The sequence below is a fragment of the Rhizobiaceae bacterium genome, assembly GCA_023953845.1.
In the GTDB taxonomy this organism is placed as follows: domain Bacteria; phylum Pseudomonadota; class Alphaproteobacteria; order Rhizobiales; family Rhizobiaceae; genus Arvimicrobium.
The window spans coordinates 1952639-1969612 of record JAMLJC010000001.1 but is presented as its reverse complement, the minus strand read 5'-3'; the positions used below and the strand labels follow the sequence as shown (position 1 = coordinate 1969612).

Here is a 16974-nt window from a genome sequence, read left to right as displayed (position 1 = left end):
TTCACACCCCCGCCTGCTGGCGCTGCCGCCTGAGATGCGGCGGCATCTCGGCATAGACCCCCTCGAACATGTCGCGCGCCGAGGGCTTGCCGCCGGCATGCAGCGTGCCATGCCGCTCGGCCGACTTCTGCGCGGTGATCACCTCGTCCAGTATCTCGGCTTCCGCCTGCTTGTGACGCTCGTCCGACCACATGCCGCGAACGATCAGATGGTTCTTCAGCCGGATCACCGGGTCGCCGAGCGGCCATGCCTCGGATTCCGTCTTCGGCCGGTAGGCGGAAGGGTCGTCCGACGTCGAATGCGCGCCGACGCGGTAGGTGACATATTCCACCAGCGTCGGCCCGAGATTTTTCCGCGCGCGCTCGGCCGCCCATGAGGCGACGGCATGGACGGCGAGGTAGTCGTTGCCATCGACGCGCAGCGCCGGAATACCGAAGCCGAGGCCGCGCGCCGCAAACGTGCCGGAGCCGCCCCGCGCGATGCCCTGGAAGGTGGAGATCGCCCACTGGTTGTTGACGATGTTGAGGATGACCGGCGCGCGGTAGGTCGAGGCGAACACCAGCGCGGCATGGAAGTCGCTCTCGGCGGTGGAGCCGTCGCCAATCCATCCGGCAGCGATTTTGGTGTCACCCTTGATCGCCGAGGCCATGGCCCAGCCGACCGCCTGCACGAACTGCGTGCCGAGATTGCCGGAGATGGAGAAGAAGCCGTGGTCCTTCGCCGAATACATGATCGGCAACTGACGCCCCTTCAGTGGGTCCGCCTCGTTGGAATAGATCTGGTTCATCATGTCGACCATCTGATAGCCGCCCGCGATCAGCAGGCCGGCCTGGCGATAGGTCGGGAAATTCATGTCGCCGTCGCGCAGCGCCTTGCGGAAGGCACAGCTCACTGCCTCCTCGCCCATATGCTGCATATAGAAGGAGGTTTTGCCCTGCCGCTGCGCCATCAGCATACGCGCGTCGAAGGCGCGCAGCAGCATCATGTGGCGCAGCCCCTGCAGCAGTTCGTCGTCGCCGAGCGTGCCGGCCCAGGGGCCGACGGCCTCTCCCTGCCGGTTCAGCACCCGGATGATCGAATAGGCGAGATCGCGGAACTGCTCGGCGTCTTCGTCGATGCGCGGGCGGCGGACTGTGCCGGCCTGCGGGATCTTGACGTTGGAGAAATCGGGGCGGTCGCCCGGACGAACTTCCGGTTCCGGAACATGAAACCGCAGCGGAGCGTCTTCACTCATCGCGCCTCCCAGTGCCGAACGCGGCACGCCGTGAACGGTGTCGTCGGATGAAATATGTAGCGGCGCGCGAAAGTCGACGCAAACAAAGTCGCGGCAGCATTCTTGCGGAGTTGGCCGGCGAAGAGCCCGTTCGTTACCGGAAACGCCTTCCGATCGTCAGATCATTTCCAGCCCGCGCTTCCGCGACGGCGGGGGAAACATCGCGTCGAGATCCGCGAGGTCCTGCGGCGTCAGGCGGATGTCGAGCGCCGCGCGATTGTCGCGAACGTGCTCCTGCCGGCTTGCCTTGGGAATGGCGATGACGCCGTCATCCCGCATGACCCAGGCGAGCGCGATCTGCGCCGGCGTCGCGCCGTGGCGTTCGGCGATCGCCTTCAGCCTCCGGTCGCCGCCCAGCGCGCCCTGCTCGACCGGCGAATAGGCCATAGTCGGAATGCCGCGCTCGCGTGACCACGGCAGCAGGTCGAACTCGATACCCCGCCGCGTCAGATTGTAGAGCACCTGATTGGTCTGGACGTTCCGGCCGGCGGGCAGGGCTTCCAGCTCCTCCATGTCGTCCGTGTCGAAATTACTGACGCCCCAGTGCCGGATCTTGCCCGCCGCCTTCAGCGCCTCGAACGCCTCGACGGTCTCCGACAGCGGCACGCGGCCGCGCCAATGCAGCAGGTAGAGATCGATGCGATCGGTGCCGAGACGCTTCAGGCTGCGCTCGCAGGCCGCTTCCACGCCGCGCCGCGAGGCGTTCGACGGCAGCACCTTGCTGACGAGGAAAATCCTGTCGCGCCTCCCGGAAATCGCCTCGCCGACGACCTCCTCCGAGCCGCCATTGGCGTACATTTCGGCGGTGTCGATCAGTGTCATGCCGAGATCGATACCCAGCCGCAACGCGTCGGCCTCGTCGCGGCGTCGGCGCGAATCGTCGCCCATGTTCCAGGTACCCTGTCCAAGAACAGGCACCATCTCGCCCGCGGGCAATGACGTGGTTCTCATGCGGCCACTCCTTTTCGGCATGACAGCCGTCCATGGCGCAGGACAAATGTCAACGCCACGGACAGATGCCATAACCAACCGTGGCTGCGGGTCATGGCAGCAGGATCAAACGCCTATCCGAACTCGGGCAAAGCGTAGCACTTGAGCAAGAAAAGTTAATGGAATCATATAATTACATTCTGTGTCCGAAATTGGCGGAAATCACCGCCGATATTCGATGCAAGTCGAATTCGAAGCGGCAGAATCCGCTAAGTCGTTTACTATCTTCACTTTTCTCCGTCGGAGCCCTCTTCCGTCACGGCAGGCCGCGTGCAAGAATAAGTTATCAAATAGTAAAAATTGCGCGATCTAGGTCTTGCGTAGGAGATCGACAATGGATTTCGGCAGTCTGATCAGGCTTGGCAAAAAAGCGGACAGGGAATTCGATGAGCTTCAGTCTGACATGGCCCATGCTCTCGAGGAAAGCATGGTGGACATGGACGATCCATTGCTTTCGGACGATCCTGAACTGCACGATGACCGTCTTTCCGAAGATGAAACGAACGATCGTCCCCTGATATCTTCCGGATCGATCGAACCGGACGCCAGAGACATTGCCGGCGACGAGAAGCTGACACCCCATACACGCGGCCGTCTGGAGGCGCTGAAGGGGTTCGAAGGGCTCTATCAGGTAGCGCAGGGCAATTTGCAGGATGTTGGCGCGCGGCTCCTGGAGATGCGCACTCTGCTCGTGTCGGTGGGCGAACTGGTCAACATTCTCAATGCCGAAATCCACCGCGGCAACGATCTCGAACTGGCCAACACCCGGCTGCTTTCCGAGCACCGCAAACTGTGGGAGCAGTTGCAGGATTCGACACGCAAGCATCAGGAGCGCGAGACGCTGCTCGAACGCCTGCAGCAGCGCGAGACCATGCTTTTCCAGGAAAACGAGGCGTTGCGCTCGTCGCTCGCGACAGCCAAGCTCGACGTGGTCGAGGCTTCTAACGCCAACGCCAGGAACGAGGCGGAACTCAACGAACTGACCAAGACCGTCGAGTCGCGAAACGCGGAGATCGAGCGGCATTCGCGCGAAAACGAGGCACTGCGCGAGAAGAATACGGCGCTGTCGATCGAAAACGACAAGATCGCCAAGCGCGAGGCCGAGGCGCGCCACAGGCTCGAGGAGAACGCACAGATCCACGAGAAGGAAGCGACCCGCAATTCGGAGCTGCTCAACGCGCTCGCCGCGAGCGAGAAGGAAACGCTGCGCCTTCAGAAGGCGCTCGACCGTGCAATCGCGACGCAGGCCGAACTGAAGGAGCGCGCGGCCGTGATCGAGACGGAGCGCGAGGCCGACATGCAACGGGCCCAGGTCGAAAGCCGCGGCTTACGCTCGGAGATCCAGAATCTTCAGACGCGCCTGGAAGCCGTGCTTCAGGAACAGAGCGCAGCCATCGCCGAGAAGGCGAACGTCAAGGAGCGCCTCAAGGACGCGCTGGCGGAGAAATACGTTCTGGAGGAGCGCCTGTCGGCGCTCGTCAAGGAAAGCGAGGCCGACAGGGTCAATCTTTCGCGCCTCAGCGCCAACCTGTCGGAACTCACGTTGCGCCAGGCATCGGAGCAGATCCAGCTCGACGTGCGCATCCAGGAATGCGAGGATTTACGTGGCGAGATCGCGGCGCTCAATGCGCAGATCAAGGAGCTGCTGCCCTACGAGCGCCTGCACCGCGTGACGCAGGCGCGCCAGCGCGAGGCCGCCGGCAGCGTGGTGGATTTCGATGCGGCCGCCGCCGATACCAAGCGCGGCAACCGCCGCCCGCACGGACACGGCAGACGTCACGTATAGGCGAACCCGCCGCAACCGGAAGATCTCAAACAAAGACCCGCCGGATTGCTCGGGCGGGTCTTTTTTCCCTTGAAGGCCGGCCCGACGAAAGCCGGGCCGATCAATCTCAGTTGTTGCGGTTCTTCAGCGCCGCGCCGAGGATGTCGCCGAGCGAGGCGCCGGAGTCGGTCGAACCGTACTGTGCGACGGCTTCCTTCTCCTCGGCGATTTCCAGCGCCTTGATCGACACCTGAACCTTGCGGCTCTTCTTGTCGTAGGCGATGACGCGCGCATCGACCTTCTGGCCGACGGTGAAGCGCTCGGGGCGCTGCTCGTCGCGGTCGCGCGACAGGTCGGAACGCTTGATGAAGCTGTCCAGCCCGCTCTCGACCAGACGAACCTCGACGCCGCCGTCCTTGATGGCGGTCACTTCACAGGTCACGACCGCATTCTTGCGCGGCTCGCCGTCGGTGCTGACGGCCGTGGTCGAACCACGCGACAGCTGCTTGATGCCGAGCGAGATGCGCTCCTTCTCGACGTCGACGTCGAGAACCTGTGCCTGCACCATCTGGCCCTTCTGGTACTCCTCGATGACCTGCTCGCCCGGACGGGTCCAGTCGAGGTCGGAGAGGTGCACCATGCCGTCCACGTCGCCTTCGAGGCCGATGAACAGGCCGAACTCGGTCTTGTTCTTGACCTCGCCCTCGACCTGGCTGCCGACCGGATGGTTGCGCTGGAAGGCTTCCCAAGGATTCTCGAGCGTCTGCTTGAGGCCGAGCGAGATGCGGCGCTTGGAAGGATCGACCTCCAGCACCACCACGTCGACGCCCTGCGAGGTCGAGAGGATCTTGCCGGGATGCACGTTCTTCTTCGTCCACGACATTTCCGAAACGTGGATGAGACCCTCGATGCCCGGCTCCAGCTCGACGAACGCGCCGTAGTCGGTGATGTTGGTGACCGTGCCGTGGATCTTCTTGCCCAGCGGGAACTTCGTGCCGATATCGCCCCACGGGTCCGACTCGAGCTGCTTCATGCCGAGCGAGATGCGGTGGGTTTCCTGGTTGATGCGGATGATCTGCACCTTGACCGTCTGGCCGATGGACAGGATCTCGGTCGGATGGTTGACGCGGCGCCATGCCATGTCGGTGACGTGCAGCAGGCCGTCGATGCCGCCGAGGTCGACGAACGCACCGTAGTCGGTGATGTTCTTGACCACGCCGTCGACCACCTGGCCCTCTTCGAGGTTCTGGACGATCTCGGAACGCTGCTCGGCGCGGCTTTCCTCGAGGACGGTGCGGCGCGACACGACGATGTTGCCGCGACGGCGATCCATCTTGAGGATCTCGAAGGGCTGCGGGTTGTGCATGAGCGGGGTGACGTCGCGGATCGGACGGATGTCGACCTGCGAGCGCGGCAGGAAGGCAACGGCGCCGTCCAGATCGACGGTGAAGCCGCCCTTGACCTGGTTGAAGATGATGCCCTCGACACGCTCGCCCTTGGCGAACTTCTCTTCGAGCTTGCCCCAGCTCTCTTCGCGGCGGGCCTTGTCGCGGCTCAGCATGGCCTCGCCCAGCGCGTTCTCGATGCGCTCGACATAGACCTCGACCGTGTCGCCCGGCTTCAGCGAGCCGTCCTTGGCCTTGGCGCCGAATTCCTTCAGCGGCACGCGGCCCTCGACCTTCAGGCCGACGTCGATGACGGCCATGTCCTTCTCGATCGCGGTGACCGTGCCGCGCACGACCTGGCCTTCGCCCGAATGGCCGCTGGAAAATGATTCTTCAAGAAGCGCGGCGAAATCGTCGCGCGTGGGATTGGATTGTGACATTGGATCTCCTGGAGGCTCCGTTCCCTATCCGGGGCGGAGCGGCGCCGTGGGTTAGCGTTGCGTTTGCCTGCCGGGCATTCCGGGTCGAAACCCTGGTGCCGCTCTGTGCGGCGTCCGGCGCAGAAGAATGCTGGCAGGCGGTTCAGTATTCCGACACCATATGGGCATCCGAAATGCGCTTCGCCATGCGAAGGCTCCGAAAACTCCGGCGTCAGCTTGCGTTTCGCTTGGCCAGTGTATCGTCCACGATCCTGCGAGCCGCCTGAAACGCGGCCTCTATAGACATTTCGCTCGTATCGAGCAAGTGCGCATCGGCGGCGGGGCGAAGCGGCGAGTCCGCGCGGCCCGTGTCGCGCTCGTCACGCTTCCTTATATCGGCCAGTATCCCGGCGAGTTGCGCCGAGCCCCCGCGGTTCTCGATGTCGCGCAGCCGGCGCATGGCGCGAACCTCCGCGCTGGCGGTGACGTAGAGCTTCACATCGGCATCCGGGCAGACGACCGTGCCGATGTCGCGTCCGTCCAGCACCGCGCCGGCGGGGTTGCGCGCAAAGGCACGCTGCTTCTCCACGAGGATGCGCCGCAGTTCCGGGATGACGGCGACTCGCGACGCCGCCTCGCCGACGCCATGCGCCGACAGGGCATGCTTGTCGAGATTGGCGAGATCGACCTGCCGCGCAGCCTCGATGGCATGCGCCTCGTCGTCCAGCGGCCAGCCTTTATCGATCAGCATATGCGCGACCGCGCGATAGGTGAGCCCCGTGTCGAGATGCGGCAGGTGGAAATAGTCGGCGAGGCGCCGCGCCAGCGTGCCCTTGCCGGAAGCGGCGGGACCGTCGATGGCGATGACAAGAGGTTCGGACATGTGCCGCTTCAAGCCGAGAACCGAGCCGTTTGCAATATGCAAATACGGGCGGCGCTCAGCGCCAGAACAACTTCGTGTCCTTCAGCTCCCGCCAGTCATCCCTCGCATGCGCCCAGCCAAAGACGGCGCGGGCCGCGCTCGCCCCCAGAACCCATCCGATGGCGCGCTGGATGACCGGATCATCCGGCGCCGCGATGACGCCACTTGCCAGGAGGCTTTTGATCATTGCGGCATCGTTCAGCCCGCCGAACACGTCCTGCAGCCTTTTCAGCCGCTGAATCATGCGCGCGACGCGCTTCGGCTCGTAAAGCGGGCCGAAGAATTCGATCGCATAGCGCAGCTTCTTCAGTTCCTTGCGCAATTCGTGCCGCTGCCCGACGTCGAGCGTTTCGATCTTCCGCGCGCGCTTCGCCACCTTCTTCCACCGCCGGTCGAGCGCTTCCGAGGCCATGTCGGCGATGGATACCGCAAGCCGTGCCGTCTGCCCCATGTCCTCCGGCACCAGCCAGCCGCGCGTCTCGGCGAAGCACAAGAGGTCGAACAGCAGGGACTGTACGCGCGGCCCCGTCAGGATGGCGCGGACGTGGCCCCGACAGATTTTGGCCTCCTTCGTCAGCGCCTCCGCGAGTTGGCGGAGGCATGGCTCATCAGGATGGTCCGCAGCCTCCACGCCCACCATGTCGTGTGCGGCGACGTCGAGATCGCGCAACTGGCCGACCTCTTGCGCCAGCCAACGCGCTTCGGCATCGAGGCGCTTCAGCTCCGCGCTGCCGGCGACCGGCGCGAAGATGCCGAGCACGGAGCGAAGGCGGCGGAGGCCGACGCGCAACTGGTGGAGTCCCTCCGGCGCGTCCAGCAACCGCAAGACCTCGGCATTCGCTGCGATCTGGTCCACGCATTCACGCAAAATGTCGCGCATGCCCTGTTCGGCCGTCATGCCCTCGTGCAGCGGCACGTCGCGGGCGTTGCGTGGCGCGAGCGGAGATTCGATATGGCCTTCGGCGGCGAGCAGATAACCACGCGCCGATTTCGGGAGCCGCGAAAACCGCACGCCGCCCGTCGGAAAGAGCGCCTTCGCAATGTCGAACAGGCCGCGGGGGTTGCCATGCAGCAGTTCGAGTTCCACTTCGCGCAGTTCCGCCGACCGCTCGCCGGCCTTGATGCTGCCGACATCGATCGCGAGTTCCGCGACCGTTTCCGAGCCGAGCGCGATTTCGCGCGCCGTCCGCCGGATCACGGTTTCGCACACGGGAACAAGCGGCATGCCGGCGATGCGCCGCACCAGTTCCTCGCGCACGTTCGGATCGGGGATCGCGTCGAGCGAAATCTTGCCGCCCGGTACCGGTGTCTCGAACTCGCCGACCTGCATGAGCCCGACGCTTTGCGACCGCCCGATCTTCACCGTCTGCAGCCAGCGCCGACCGTCGCGACGGAGCCGCAGGGCGATGCCCGCCTTCTTCAGGGCATGGGTCCCAGTGTCGAAATAGATGCTGCGCAGGTTCTTCACGGTCGAGGCAGCGCCTGAAGGATCGAGCGCCTTGGCCCGCGCGATGATATCCGCCGGCGGCTCGTCGGTCAGAAGTTTCAGCTCGATCTCGCGCATGATCTGTGTCCGCGTGAAACGCTGCCGTCGGCAGCAGCCTGCGGTTTCTCATGTGCAAGAGCAATTTCGACTTGTAAAGACCTAATATAAATTGGCAAGTGGCAATCTTTTTCGGAAGCCGGCTATCTATTTTGCGATCAGACAGAAATTTCAATTATTATTGTAATATCATTATTCTTCTTCCGTTAGAACGACAATTTTTCTGACCGGCGTGCGTATACGCCCCCGTGCTTTCCGAAGTCGGGGGGATGGTTTGCGGGAGGCGGGCGCATGGCAGGGCGCCTGTTATTGACTATCATTGACGCCTTGCCATGCGCCGCCAGCGTTTTCTCCCCTTCCGGTCCCAGCCCAACGTCCGCCCGGAGGAAGCCGGACGGAACAGCGAGCGCACGAACCCGAGCGCCGGGGACAGCAACTCTGCCGCCAACCCAACGGCGATGATGCGGCGCCACACTTGCCTAGATGACCGATCTTCGACACCCGTTTCCTCCGGCAAGCTGCCGAGGAGAAGGATAGAGGCAGAAGCGGATGCGGGGACAAGTTCGGGGTGCGAAATCGTGCAAGCGACTGATGTCGCGGGCGGAAAGTTTTCGGAGGCGGCGGATTTGTCCCCGCTTGTGAGTGCTTCGAGCGCTTCGTCAGGTCTGTCGGACTTGCCGTCCCGGCGTTCGCGCCATTCTCTCCACCTCGTCATCCTCGGGCTTGACCCGAGGATCCATGCCTGAACGCCGATGAAGGCGTAGCGGTGAAGGACAGGCACCCGTCGCCCGCCGTCTCATCCGTCCGCGACGTTCAGGCATGGATCCTATGGTCGCGCTCCGCTTCGCTGCGCTTTCCATAGGATGACGAAGTGAGGGGGTGGGCCGCGGTCCAATCAGGACAACGCGTTGCGATGCTTGCGCGCCAGTCTGCCTTCTTTCACAAAGGGAGGAGAGGATCCTGCCATGCGGTCCATTCCGTTGCCGCTTTCCGGGTCCTGCCGTTGCGGGCCGTCGAAATCCGCGTCGTCAGTTGTCGCCCATCTTGAGCGCCTCGATGAAGGCGGCCTGCGGGATGTCGACCTTGCCGAACTGCCGCATGCGCTTCTTGCCCTCTTTCTGCTTTTCGAGGAGCTTGCGCTTGCGGGTGACGTCGCCGCCGTAGCACTTCGCCGTCACGTCCTTGCGCAGCGCCGAGATCGTCTCGCGGGCGATGATGCGGCCGCCGATCGCGGCCTGGATCGGAATCTTGAACATGTGCTGCGGGATCAATTCCTTGAGCTTCTCGCACATGGCGCGGCCGCGCTTTTCCGCCGCCGAGCGGTGAACCAGCATGGACAGCGCATCGACCGGCTCGTCATTGACGAGGATCGACATCTTGACCAGATCGCCCTCGCGGTAGTCGGTGAGGTGGTAGTCGAAAGAGGCGTAGCCCTTGGAGATCGATTTCAGCCGATCGTAGAAATCGAAGACCACCTCGTTGAGCGGGAGATCGTAAACCAGCATGGCGCGCTTGCCGACATAGGAAAGGTCGGCCTGCATGCCGCGCCGATCCTGGCAGAGCTTCAATATGCCGCCGAGATAGTCGTCCGGCGTCAGGATCGTGGCGCGTATCCACGGCTCCTCGATCGAGGCGATCTTCACCACGTCCGGCATGTCGGCCGGATTGTGCAATTCCCTCGTGGTGCCATCGGTCAGGTTCATGCGGTAGACGACGGATGGCGCGGTGGCGATCAGGTCGAGGTCGAACTCGCGCTCCAGCCGCTCCTGGATGATCTCCAGATGAAGCAGACCGAGGAAGCCGCAGCGGAAGCCGAAGCCGAGCGCGGCAGACGTTTCCATCTCGTAGGAGAAGCTGGCGTCGTTGAGGCGCAGTTTTCCCACGGCGGCGCGCAGATCCTCGAAATCGGCGGCGTCGACCGGAAAAAGGCCGCAGAAGACGACCGGCTGGGCGGGTTTGAAGCCCGGCAGCGGCGAGGTCGTCGGGCGGCGGTCCTCGGTGATGGTGTCGCCGACGCGGGTGTCGGCCACTTCCTTGATGGAGGCGGTGATGAAGCCGAACTCGCCGGGACCGATCTCCTCGGCCTGAATCATTTTGGGCGTAAAATAGCCGGTGCGCTCGACCGGGTATTTCGCGCCCGTGCCCATCATGCGGATGGTCTGGCCCTTCCTCAGCACGCCGTCGATGACGCGCACCAGCACGATGACGCCGAGATAGGCGTCGTACCAGCTGTCGACCAGCATGGCCTTGAGCGGCTTGCCCGCATCGCCTTCGCGCGGCGGCGGAAGCTGGTTGACGATCGCCTCCAGCACGTCGCCGATGCCGATGCCGGTCTTGGCCGAAATCAGCACGGCCTGACTGGCGTCGAGGCCTATCACTTCCTCGACCTGTTCCTTGATGCGCTCGGGCTCGGCGGCCGGCAAATCGATCTTGTTCAGCACCACGACGATCTCGTGGTTGTTGTCGATGGCCTGGTAGACATTGGCGAGCGTCTGCGCTTCGACGCCCTGGCTGGCGTCGACGACGAGCAGGGAGCCTTCGCACGCGGCGAGCGACCGCGACACTTCATAGGCGAAGTCGACATGGCCCGGCGTGTCGATCAGGTTGAGGATGTAATCCTCGCCGTTCTTCGCGCGGTAGTTCAGCCGCACGGTCTGCGCCTTGATGGTGATGCCACGCTCGCGCTCGATATCCATATTGTCGAGCACCTGCTCCTTGCCCGCCATTTCGCGCTCGTCCAGCGCGCCGGTCATCTGGATGAGCCGGTCGGCGAGCGTCGACTTGCCGTGGTCGATATGCGCAACGATCGAGAAGTTGCGGATGTGGGAGATCGGGAAGGTCATGCGCGGCGTTTAGCAGGGAAAGGCGAAAAGGCAAGAGATCGGCGGTTTCCGGGCGATTTTCCCGTGTTCCGGGGAAATCGCTACCGAAGCGACCCCTCATTCTTCCTTAAGCGGCGGCGAGCTATGCGGATTCGCACAGTCTGCCATGCGCATATCGGAAACACACTCGCTCTTGCATTCATAAGCATGCTTATAATATATGGCGCTTATGAACACGGATTCACGACATACCGAAGAGGTGGATCGTCTGGGCTTCCTGCTCCACGATGCCTCCCGTCTCATGCGCAAACGCTTCGAGCAGTTGGGAAGCCGCTACGGTCTTTCGTCCGCGCAATGGCGGCTTCTGGTGCGCGTCTTCAAGGAGGAAGGCGTGGCGCAGGCCCGTCTTGCCGAACTGCTCGAAATCGAGCCGATCAGCGTTTCGCGCCTCATCGACCGCATGGTCGAGGCCGGATGGATCGAGCGGCGGCTCGACGACAACGATCGCCGCGTGCGGCAGATCTTCCTGACGGAGCGCAGCCGCGCCATCTTCGGCGAGATGCGCGGCGTGGCGGCGCAGGTCTTCGAATTCGCATTGACCGGGCTTTCGCCCGACGAACGCCGGGCCACGCTGCACGGCCTCGGCGTCATCTGCTCCAATCTTGCCGACAGCGAGCTGTCGGCTGTCCAATGCAGTTCCGAAAGGGCCGCCTGACATGAGTTCCGCCGCAAACACCAACGAGAAGGCGCCGGCCGAAATCAAACAGTTCCCTGCCCCGGTCGAGGACAAGACGGCCCCGACCGAAACGCCACCGGCATCCGTGCCGGTGGCGGCAGAGGGAGTGCGCCCCGCGCCGGCGCGCAGGAAGCGCGGCATCGGACGCTTCGTCCTGATGGCTGCGCTGCCGCTGCTGCTTGTGGCCGGCGGCACCTATATGTGGGTCACGGGCGGCCGCTACGAGGAAACGGAAAACGCCAATCTGCGGCAGGCGCGCGTCACCATCGCGTCGGAGTCATCAGGCCGGATCGTGCAGGCGAATATCGGCGAAAACCAGAAGGTCCAGGCCGGCGACGTGCTCTTCGTCGTCGATCCAGAACCCTACCGGATCGCGCTCGCGCAGGCCGAGGCCGCGCTGGCGACAGCAAGGCTGAATGTCGAGCAGCTGCGTTCCGCCTACAGCCAGGCGCAGGCCAAGGAAAAAGTGACGGCGAGCGATGTGCGCTACTACCAGTCCGAGCTCGACCGGCAACAGACGCTGACGCAGAAGGGCGTCGGCACGCAGTCGGCGCTCGATTCGGCGCGGCGCGATCTCGTGAACGCCGAGGACGAGCACGCCGCGGCGGTGGATGCGGTGAGCGGCGCGCTGGCGGCCCTCGGCGGCGACCCGACGATCGCGACGGACAGCCATCCGGTCGTGCTGGCGGCGCTGGCGGCCCGCGATCAGGCCGCCCTCAACCTGAAGCAGACGACTGTGACGGCGCCCACGGACGGCGTCATCAGCCAGGCCTCGTCCTTCAAGCCCGGCCAGTACGTCAACGCGGGAACATCCCTGTTCACGCTGGTCGAGACCGGCGACACATGGGTCGAGGCGAATTTCAAGGAGACGCAGCTCACGCATATGAAGCGCGGCCAGAAGGCCGAGGTGACGCTGGACACATTCCCCGACCGGCCGCTGACGGCGACGATCGACACGATCGGCGCCGGCACCGGCGCGGAGTTCTCGCTGCTTCCGGCCCAGAACGCCACGGGCAACTGGGTGAAGGTGACGCAGCGCATCCCGGTGCGGTTGAAGATCGATTCCAATGATGCCGACCTGTTGTTGAGGACCGGCATGAGCGCGACGGTCACCGTCGACACGGGCGTGGCGCGCGGCTGGCCGAAATTCCTCGGAACGGCGATCGCCGGCCAGTAAAGCGAGACAGCCGCCGCGCGTCGCAAGCCGCTTCCGGCGAGAAACCGTCATGGCACAATCCCCGACCTCCCACACGGACACGCCGCATCGCGGGCTGATCACGCTTTCGATCATGCTCGCGACGGTGATGCAGGTGCTCGACACCACCATCGCCAATGTGGCGCTGCCGTCGATGACGGGCGACCTCGGGGCCAGTCAGGACACCATCAACTGGGTGCTGACCTCCTATATCGTCGCGGCGGCGATCATGACGCCGCTGACGGGCTGGCTCGCCGATCGTCTCGGCAGGCGCGAGCTCTTCCTCACCTCGGTCGTCGGCTTCACCGTCAGCTCGATGCTCTGCGGCTTCGCGTGGAGCCTGGAGACGATGGTCGCGTTCCGGCTGCTTCAGGGCATATTCGGCGCGGCGATCGTGCCGCTGTCGCAGACCTTCCTGCTCGACATCAACCCGAAGGAACGCCACGGACAGGCCATGGCGCTGTGGGGCGCCGGCATCATGGTCGGGCCGATCATCGGGCCGACGCTCGGCGGCTGGCTGACGGAGAGCTTCAACTGGCGCTACGTCTTCTTCATCAACCTGCCGGTCGGCATCATCGCCTTCCTCGGTTCCGCCGCCTATCTGCCGCGCATCGCGCAGAGACTGCGCGGCTTCGATTTCTTCGGCTTCGCCATGCTGTCGCTCGGCGTCGGCGCGCTGCAGCTCATGCTGGACCGCGGCGCCGAGGTCGACTGGTTCTCCTCGCCGGAGATCTGGATAGAGCTCGGCGTGTCGCTGACCGGCTTCTGGGTGTTCGTCATCCATCTGGCGACGGCGAAGAACCCCTTCATCGATCCGCGCATCTTCAGGGATCGCAACTTCGTCACCGGGCTGGTGTTCATCTTCGTCATCGGCGTGATCCTGCTCGCCTCGATGGCCCTGCTGCCGCCGATGCTGTCCAACCTGTTCAACCATTCGACGGTGCTGACCGGACTGGTCATGGCGCCGCGCGGCGTCGGCACGATGATCTCCATGCTGCTGGTCGGCCGGCTGGTGCAGATGGTCGACGCACGCTATCTGGTGGTCACCGGGCTCGTGCTGACCGCATGGTCGCTGCACATCATGACCGGCTTCACGCCGCAGATGGACGACTACGACATCGTCCTGTCGGGGGTGATACAGGGGCTGGGGCTCGGGCTCGTCTTCGTTCCCCTGTCGACTGTCGCCTTCGCCACGCTGGCGCCGAGCTTCCGCACGGATGCCGCCAGCCTGTTCAGCCTCGTGCGCAATCTCGGATCGTCCATCGGCATTTCCATCGTCACCGTGATCCTGACGCGCAACATCGCCATCAACCATGCGGAACTGTCGGCCGGCATCAGCCCCTTCAACCCGAACCTTTGGGCCGTGTCGCCGGGTGCGGCGCAAGGCGATCCGGCATCCCTTGCCATGATGGAACGGCTGGTTTCGGCGCAGGCGGCGATGATCTCCTATATAGACGACTTCAAGCTGATGATGATCGTGACGCTGGCGGCGATCCCGCTGGCGCTGCTGCTGCGCAAGCCGAAGGCGGCAGCCGGCGCAGGCCATGGCGCGGCAGCGGCCATGGAATAGAGCTGCCCCGGCAAGCGCATTTGCAGAAGACGGCGGCTCGGCTAAAAGGTCGCAATGATACGTCTCCGGCATCATTCCCGAATCCTGAATCTGCTCTCGCTGCTTGCCGGGGCCGCGATGCTCGCCGCCTGCTCGGCCTCAACGGGGTCCTTGCTCGCGTCCCGGAAGGCCGTGCCTGCGGAGACGACCGAACCGCTGCCGGCCGGGGTGAAGCCGTTGACGCTGGAGCAGGAAGAAGCCGTCGGCCAGATCGACTGAAGCTGACCGCACAAGCGGCGATGACGCCGCCATTCCCGTACAGGCGTACAAAACTGGATTGCCAAGCCCCAACTATGTATGTTGCTTTACAGGTGTTCCGATTCGGTGGGGCGGCGAAACTGCTGATGCGGGCCTACAGTGCATTGAGTGAATCAAATGTGGCGCGCGACCGGATTGTCCTGCGTGCATCCGCGACCGCATTTTCCTCCGGCAGACGCCGGATAACCATCGTCTGCAACGATGCCGACTATTTTCTGCGTCATCGTCGGACGACGGCGGACGCCCTGGCGGAAGCCGGGCATCGCGTCTGCGTCATCACCGGCGGAAGGCCGATCGCGCCCGAGCAGCGCGGAAGATGGGACTACGTCAACGTGCCGATCGAGCGCTGGACCTTCGCACCGCGCGCCGATCTGCGGCTGGTCATAGAGACCTTCCGCGAAGTGCTCCGCAAGAAACCCGACACGCTGCATCTCATCACGCTGAAGCCGATCGTCTTCTCGGGCATCGCCGCGATCCTGGCCCGCATCATAAGCGGCAGGCGCACGCGAATCGTGGCGACGGTGCCGGGTCTGGGCCGGCTGATGTCGCCCGCGAGCAGCATGAAGAGCGGGATCGAGTGCCTGTCGCGTTTTCTGGTCGACCGCGCGGTGCGCGTCATCGCGCGCCGCAAGGACGTCCGGTTCACCTTCGAGACCGCCTCCGACCACGCGACATGGGTTGGCCGCGGAATGGTGCCCTCTGCGAAGGCCATGGTGATCAGCGGCGCAGGCGTCGACCCGAGAGAATTTCATCCGCGCCAGTCGCGTGCGGACGGCCAGCCACTGCGGGTGCTGTTCGCCTCGCGCCTGCTGAAGTCGAAGGGGCTGGACGTCTTCATAGCGGCCGCGCGGAAGCTGAAGGACCGCGACGTCGAGTTCCTCGTGGCGGGGATGCTCGATGCGTCCGATCCGGATGCGGTGCCGCTGGAGGAACTGGAGAACGAAGCCTCGATCCGGTTCCTCGGGCGGTGCAACGACATGCCGTCGCTGCTGCGGGAGGTCGACGTCGTCGCCCTGCCGACCCGCTACGGCGAAGGCATACCGCGCATCCTCATCGAGGCCGCAGCGACGGGCATTCCATCGATCGCCAGCGACCATGAGGGATGCCGCGAGATCGTGGAGGACGGCGAGACCGGCGTGATCGTGCCGGAAAAGCCGGTCGACGCCGCGTCGCGTGCGCTGGCGAAGGCCATCCTTCGGTATCGGGACGATCCGACGCTCCGGCAGAAGCATGGCGACGCCGCGCGCCGCCGGTTCCTCGACGGCGATTATGCCGAGGACAATGTGGTGGCGCAGTTCGTCGAGCTTCTCGTCGGGCAGCGCGCCTAGAGCCTTTCAGGATTACACGGAATCGTTCTACCGGAGGGCATTTGGTTCCAGGGTCGAGGGTTTCGGCGAAGGGCGTGGTGGCGCCACGGCCGAGCCGAAAGCCGAAGGAAATGGGGCAAATGCACCCGGCCCGAAGGGTTTGCCGCTGGCGGGCGCCCGCTTTGTCGGCCGCATTTGGCCGTACCCCCCCCCCCCGGTACGACCTGCACCGGCCTTCGCGCGGATCGTCCCGCCATCGGACAAACAGAACCGTTTCCGGGTAACCATGAAAGGCTCTAGCCACGGATTCCGGACATCGCCGCTGTTCCCGGCTGACGTCGCGGCTTGACGGCATCGGCGGTTTTGCCGAGAAGGCTGGGCGCCGTTTCATCCGCGCCACCGGGGGACACCTTGAGCCAGTCAGGCCTGATCCAGCTGTCGATCTCGACCGTCATCTTCCTGCTCGCGGCCAGCATGGCGAAATCCTGGGCGCTCGCCCCCTCGCACTGGAAGCTGATCGTCACGCTGCTGCTTTACACCGGCGGCAACCTCATCATGCTGCGGCTGGTGCGGGAGTTCGGCATGGCCGCCGCTTTCAGCCTGTCCGCCGTCATCCAGCTCGTCGCCGTCACCGTCATCGCCTTCACCTTCTTCGGCGAACGCATGAGCACCGTGCAGACGGCGGGGGTCGCACTCGCGGTTCTCGCCGTCTGCATGATCACGCTCGGGCCCTGGCTGAGCGGGCGTTGA

Annotated in this window: 13 protein-coding genes; 7 read left to right on the top strand and 6 right to left on the bottom strand. The window is 64.3% G+C overall.

Features of this window, described 5'->3' with window-relative positions; translation table 11 throughout:
• Position 1: 1 nt before the first annotated feature.
• Positions 2–1234, bottom strand: coding sequence for a 3-methyl-2-oxobutanoate dehydrogenase (2-methylpropanoyl-transferring) subunit alpha (locus M9955_09690; protein MCO5081913.1), 1233 nt, complete (start codon positions 1232–1234; stop codon positions 2–4).
• A 156-nt stretch (positions 1235–1390) separates the two neighbouring features.
• Positions 1391–2224: an aldo/keto reductase gene (locus M9955_09685; GenBank protein ID MCO5081912.1), complete on the bottom strand. Its 834-nt coding sequence runs from the start codon at positions 2222–2224 to the stop codon at positions 1391–1393.
• A 373-nt stretch (positions 2225–2597) separates the two neighbouring features.
• Between M9955_09685 and M9955_09680 the strand changes: the two genes are divergently transcribed.
• Positions 2598–4049 (top strand): hypothetical protein, encoded by a 1452-nt coding sequence (locus M9955_09680; GenBank protein MCO5081911.1) that lies wholly within the window; start codon positions 2598–2600, stop codon positions 4047–4049.
• 106 nt (positions 4050–4155) lie between these two features.
• On the opposite strand, the gene rpsA is transcribed toward M9955_09680, so the two are convergent.
• The 4 genes from rpsA to lepA all read right to left on the bottom strand — a co-directional run bounded on the left by rpsA (position 4156) and on the right by lepA (position 11140).
• A complete protein-coding gene (rpsA, locus tag M9955_09675; GenBank protein MCO5081910.1) occupies positions 4156–5853 on the bottom strand; it encodes a 30S ribosomal protein S1 in 1698 nt (565 codons plus the stop codon).
• Between the two features lie 211 nt (positions 5854–6064).
• On the bottom strand, positions 6065–6715 hold the full coding sequence (gene cmk, locus M9955_09670; GenBank protein ID MCO5081909.1) for a (d)CMP kinase: 651 nt from the start codon (positions 6713–6715) through the stop codon (positions 6065–6067).
• Between the two features lie 55 nt (positions 6716–6770).
• The gene (locus M9955_09665; protein MCO5081908.1) at positions 6771–8318 is read right to left on the bottom strand and encodes a CHAD domain-containing protein; all 1548 of its coding nucleotides are present in this window, start codon (positions 8316–8318) and stop codon (positions 6771–6773) included.
• Positions 8319–9325: 1007 nt separating this feature from the next.
• Positions 9326–11140 carry a translation elongation factor 4 gene (gene lepA, locus M9955_09660; protein ID MCO5081907.1) on the bottom strand — a complete coding sequence of 605 codons (1815 nt, stop codon included), beginning with the start codon at positions 11138–11140 and terminating at the stop codon, positions 9326–9328.
• Positions 11141–11339: 199 nt separating this feature from the next.
• Between lepA and M9955_09655 the strand changes: the two genes are divergently transcribed.
• From M9955_09655 to M9955_09630, 6 genes are all read left to right on the top strand, one after another.
• Entirely contained in the window at positions 11340–11834 is a 495-nt protein-coding gene (locus M9955_09655; GenBank protein ID MCO5081906.1) for a MarR family transcriptional regulator, read from the top strand.
• A 1-nt stretch (position 11835) separates the two neighbouring features.
• Entirely contained in the window at positions 11836–13032 is a 1197-nt protein-coding gene (locus tag M9955_09650; GenBank protein MCO5081905.1) for an HlyD family secretion protein, read from the top strand.
• A gap of 49 nt (positions 13033–13081) precedes the next feature.
• Positions 13082–14620, top strand: a complete 1539-nt coding sequence (locus M9955_09645) for a DHA2 family efflux MFS transporter permease subunit (GenBank protein MCO5081904.1) — start codon at positions 13082–13084, stop codon at positions 14618–14620.
• Positions 14621–14674: 54 nt separating this feature from the next.
• Positions 14675–14878 carry a hypothetical protein gene (locus M9955_09640; GenBank protein ID MCO5081903.1) on the top strand — a complete coding sequence of 68 codons (204 nt, stop codon included), beginning with the start codon at positions 14675–14677 and terminating at the stop codon, positions 14876–14878.
• 143 nt (positions 14879–15021) lie between these two features.
• Entirely contained in the window at positions 15022–16245 is a 1224-nt protein-coding gene (locus tag M9955_09635) for a glycosyltransferase family 4 protein (GenBank protein MCO5081902.1), read from the top strand.
• Between the two features lie 390 nt (positions 16246–16635).
• Entirely contained in the window at positions 16636–16974 is a 339-nt protein-coding gene (locus tag M9955_09630) for a hypothetical protein (GenBank protein ID MCO5081901.1), read from the top strand.

Coding starts and splice junctions, on each gene's coding strand:
- M9955_09650 (MCO5081905.1), top strand. CDS start 11,836: ATGAGTTCCGCCGCAAACACCAACGAGAAGGCGCCGGCCGAAATCAAA.
- M9955_09685 (MCO5081912.1), bottom strand. CDS start 2,224: ATGAGAACCACGTCATTGCCCGCGGGCGAGATGGTGCCTGTTCTTGGA.
- M9955_09640 (MCO5081903.1), top strand. CDS start 14,675: ATGATACGTCTCCGGCATCATTCCCGAATCCTGAATCTGCTCTCGCTG.
- M9955_09665 (MCO5081908.1), bottom strand. CDS start 8,318: ATGCGCGAGATCGAGCTGAAACTTCTGACCGACGAGCCGCCGGCGGAT.
- lepA (MCO5081907.1), bottom strand. CDS start 11,140: ATGACCTTCCCGATCTCCCACATCCGCAACTTCTCGATCGTTGCGCAT.
- cmk (MCO5081909.1), bottom strand. CDS start 6,715: ATGTCCGAACCTCTTGTCATCGCCATCGACGGTCCCGCCGCTTCCGGC.
- M9955_09680 (MCO5081911.1), top strand. CDS start 2,598: ATGGATTTCGGCAGTCTGATCAGGCTTGGCAAAAAAGCGGACAGGGAA.
- rpsA (MCO5081910.1), bottom strand. CDS start 5,853: ATGTCACAATCCAATCCCACGCGCGACGATTTCGCCGCGCTTCTTGAA.
- M9955_09655 (MCO5081906.1), top strand. CDS start 11,340: ATGGCGCTTATGAACACGGATTCACGACATACCGAAGAGGTGGATCGT.
- M9955_09690 (MCO5081913.1), bottom strand. CDS start 1,234: ATGAGTGAAGACGCTCCGCTGCGGTTTCATGTTCCGGAACCGGAAGTT.
- M9955_09645 (MCO5081904.1), top strand. CDS start 13,082: ATGGCACAATCCCCGACCTCCCACACGGACACGCCGCATCGCGGGCTG.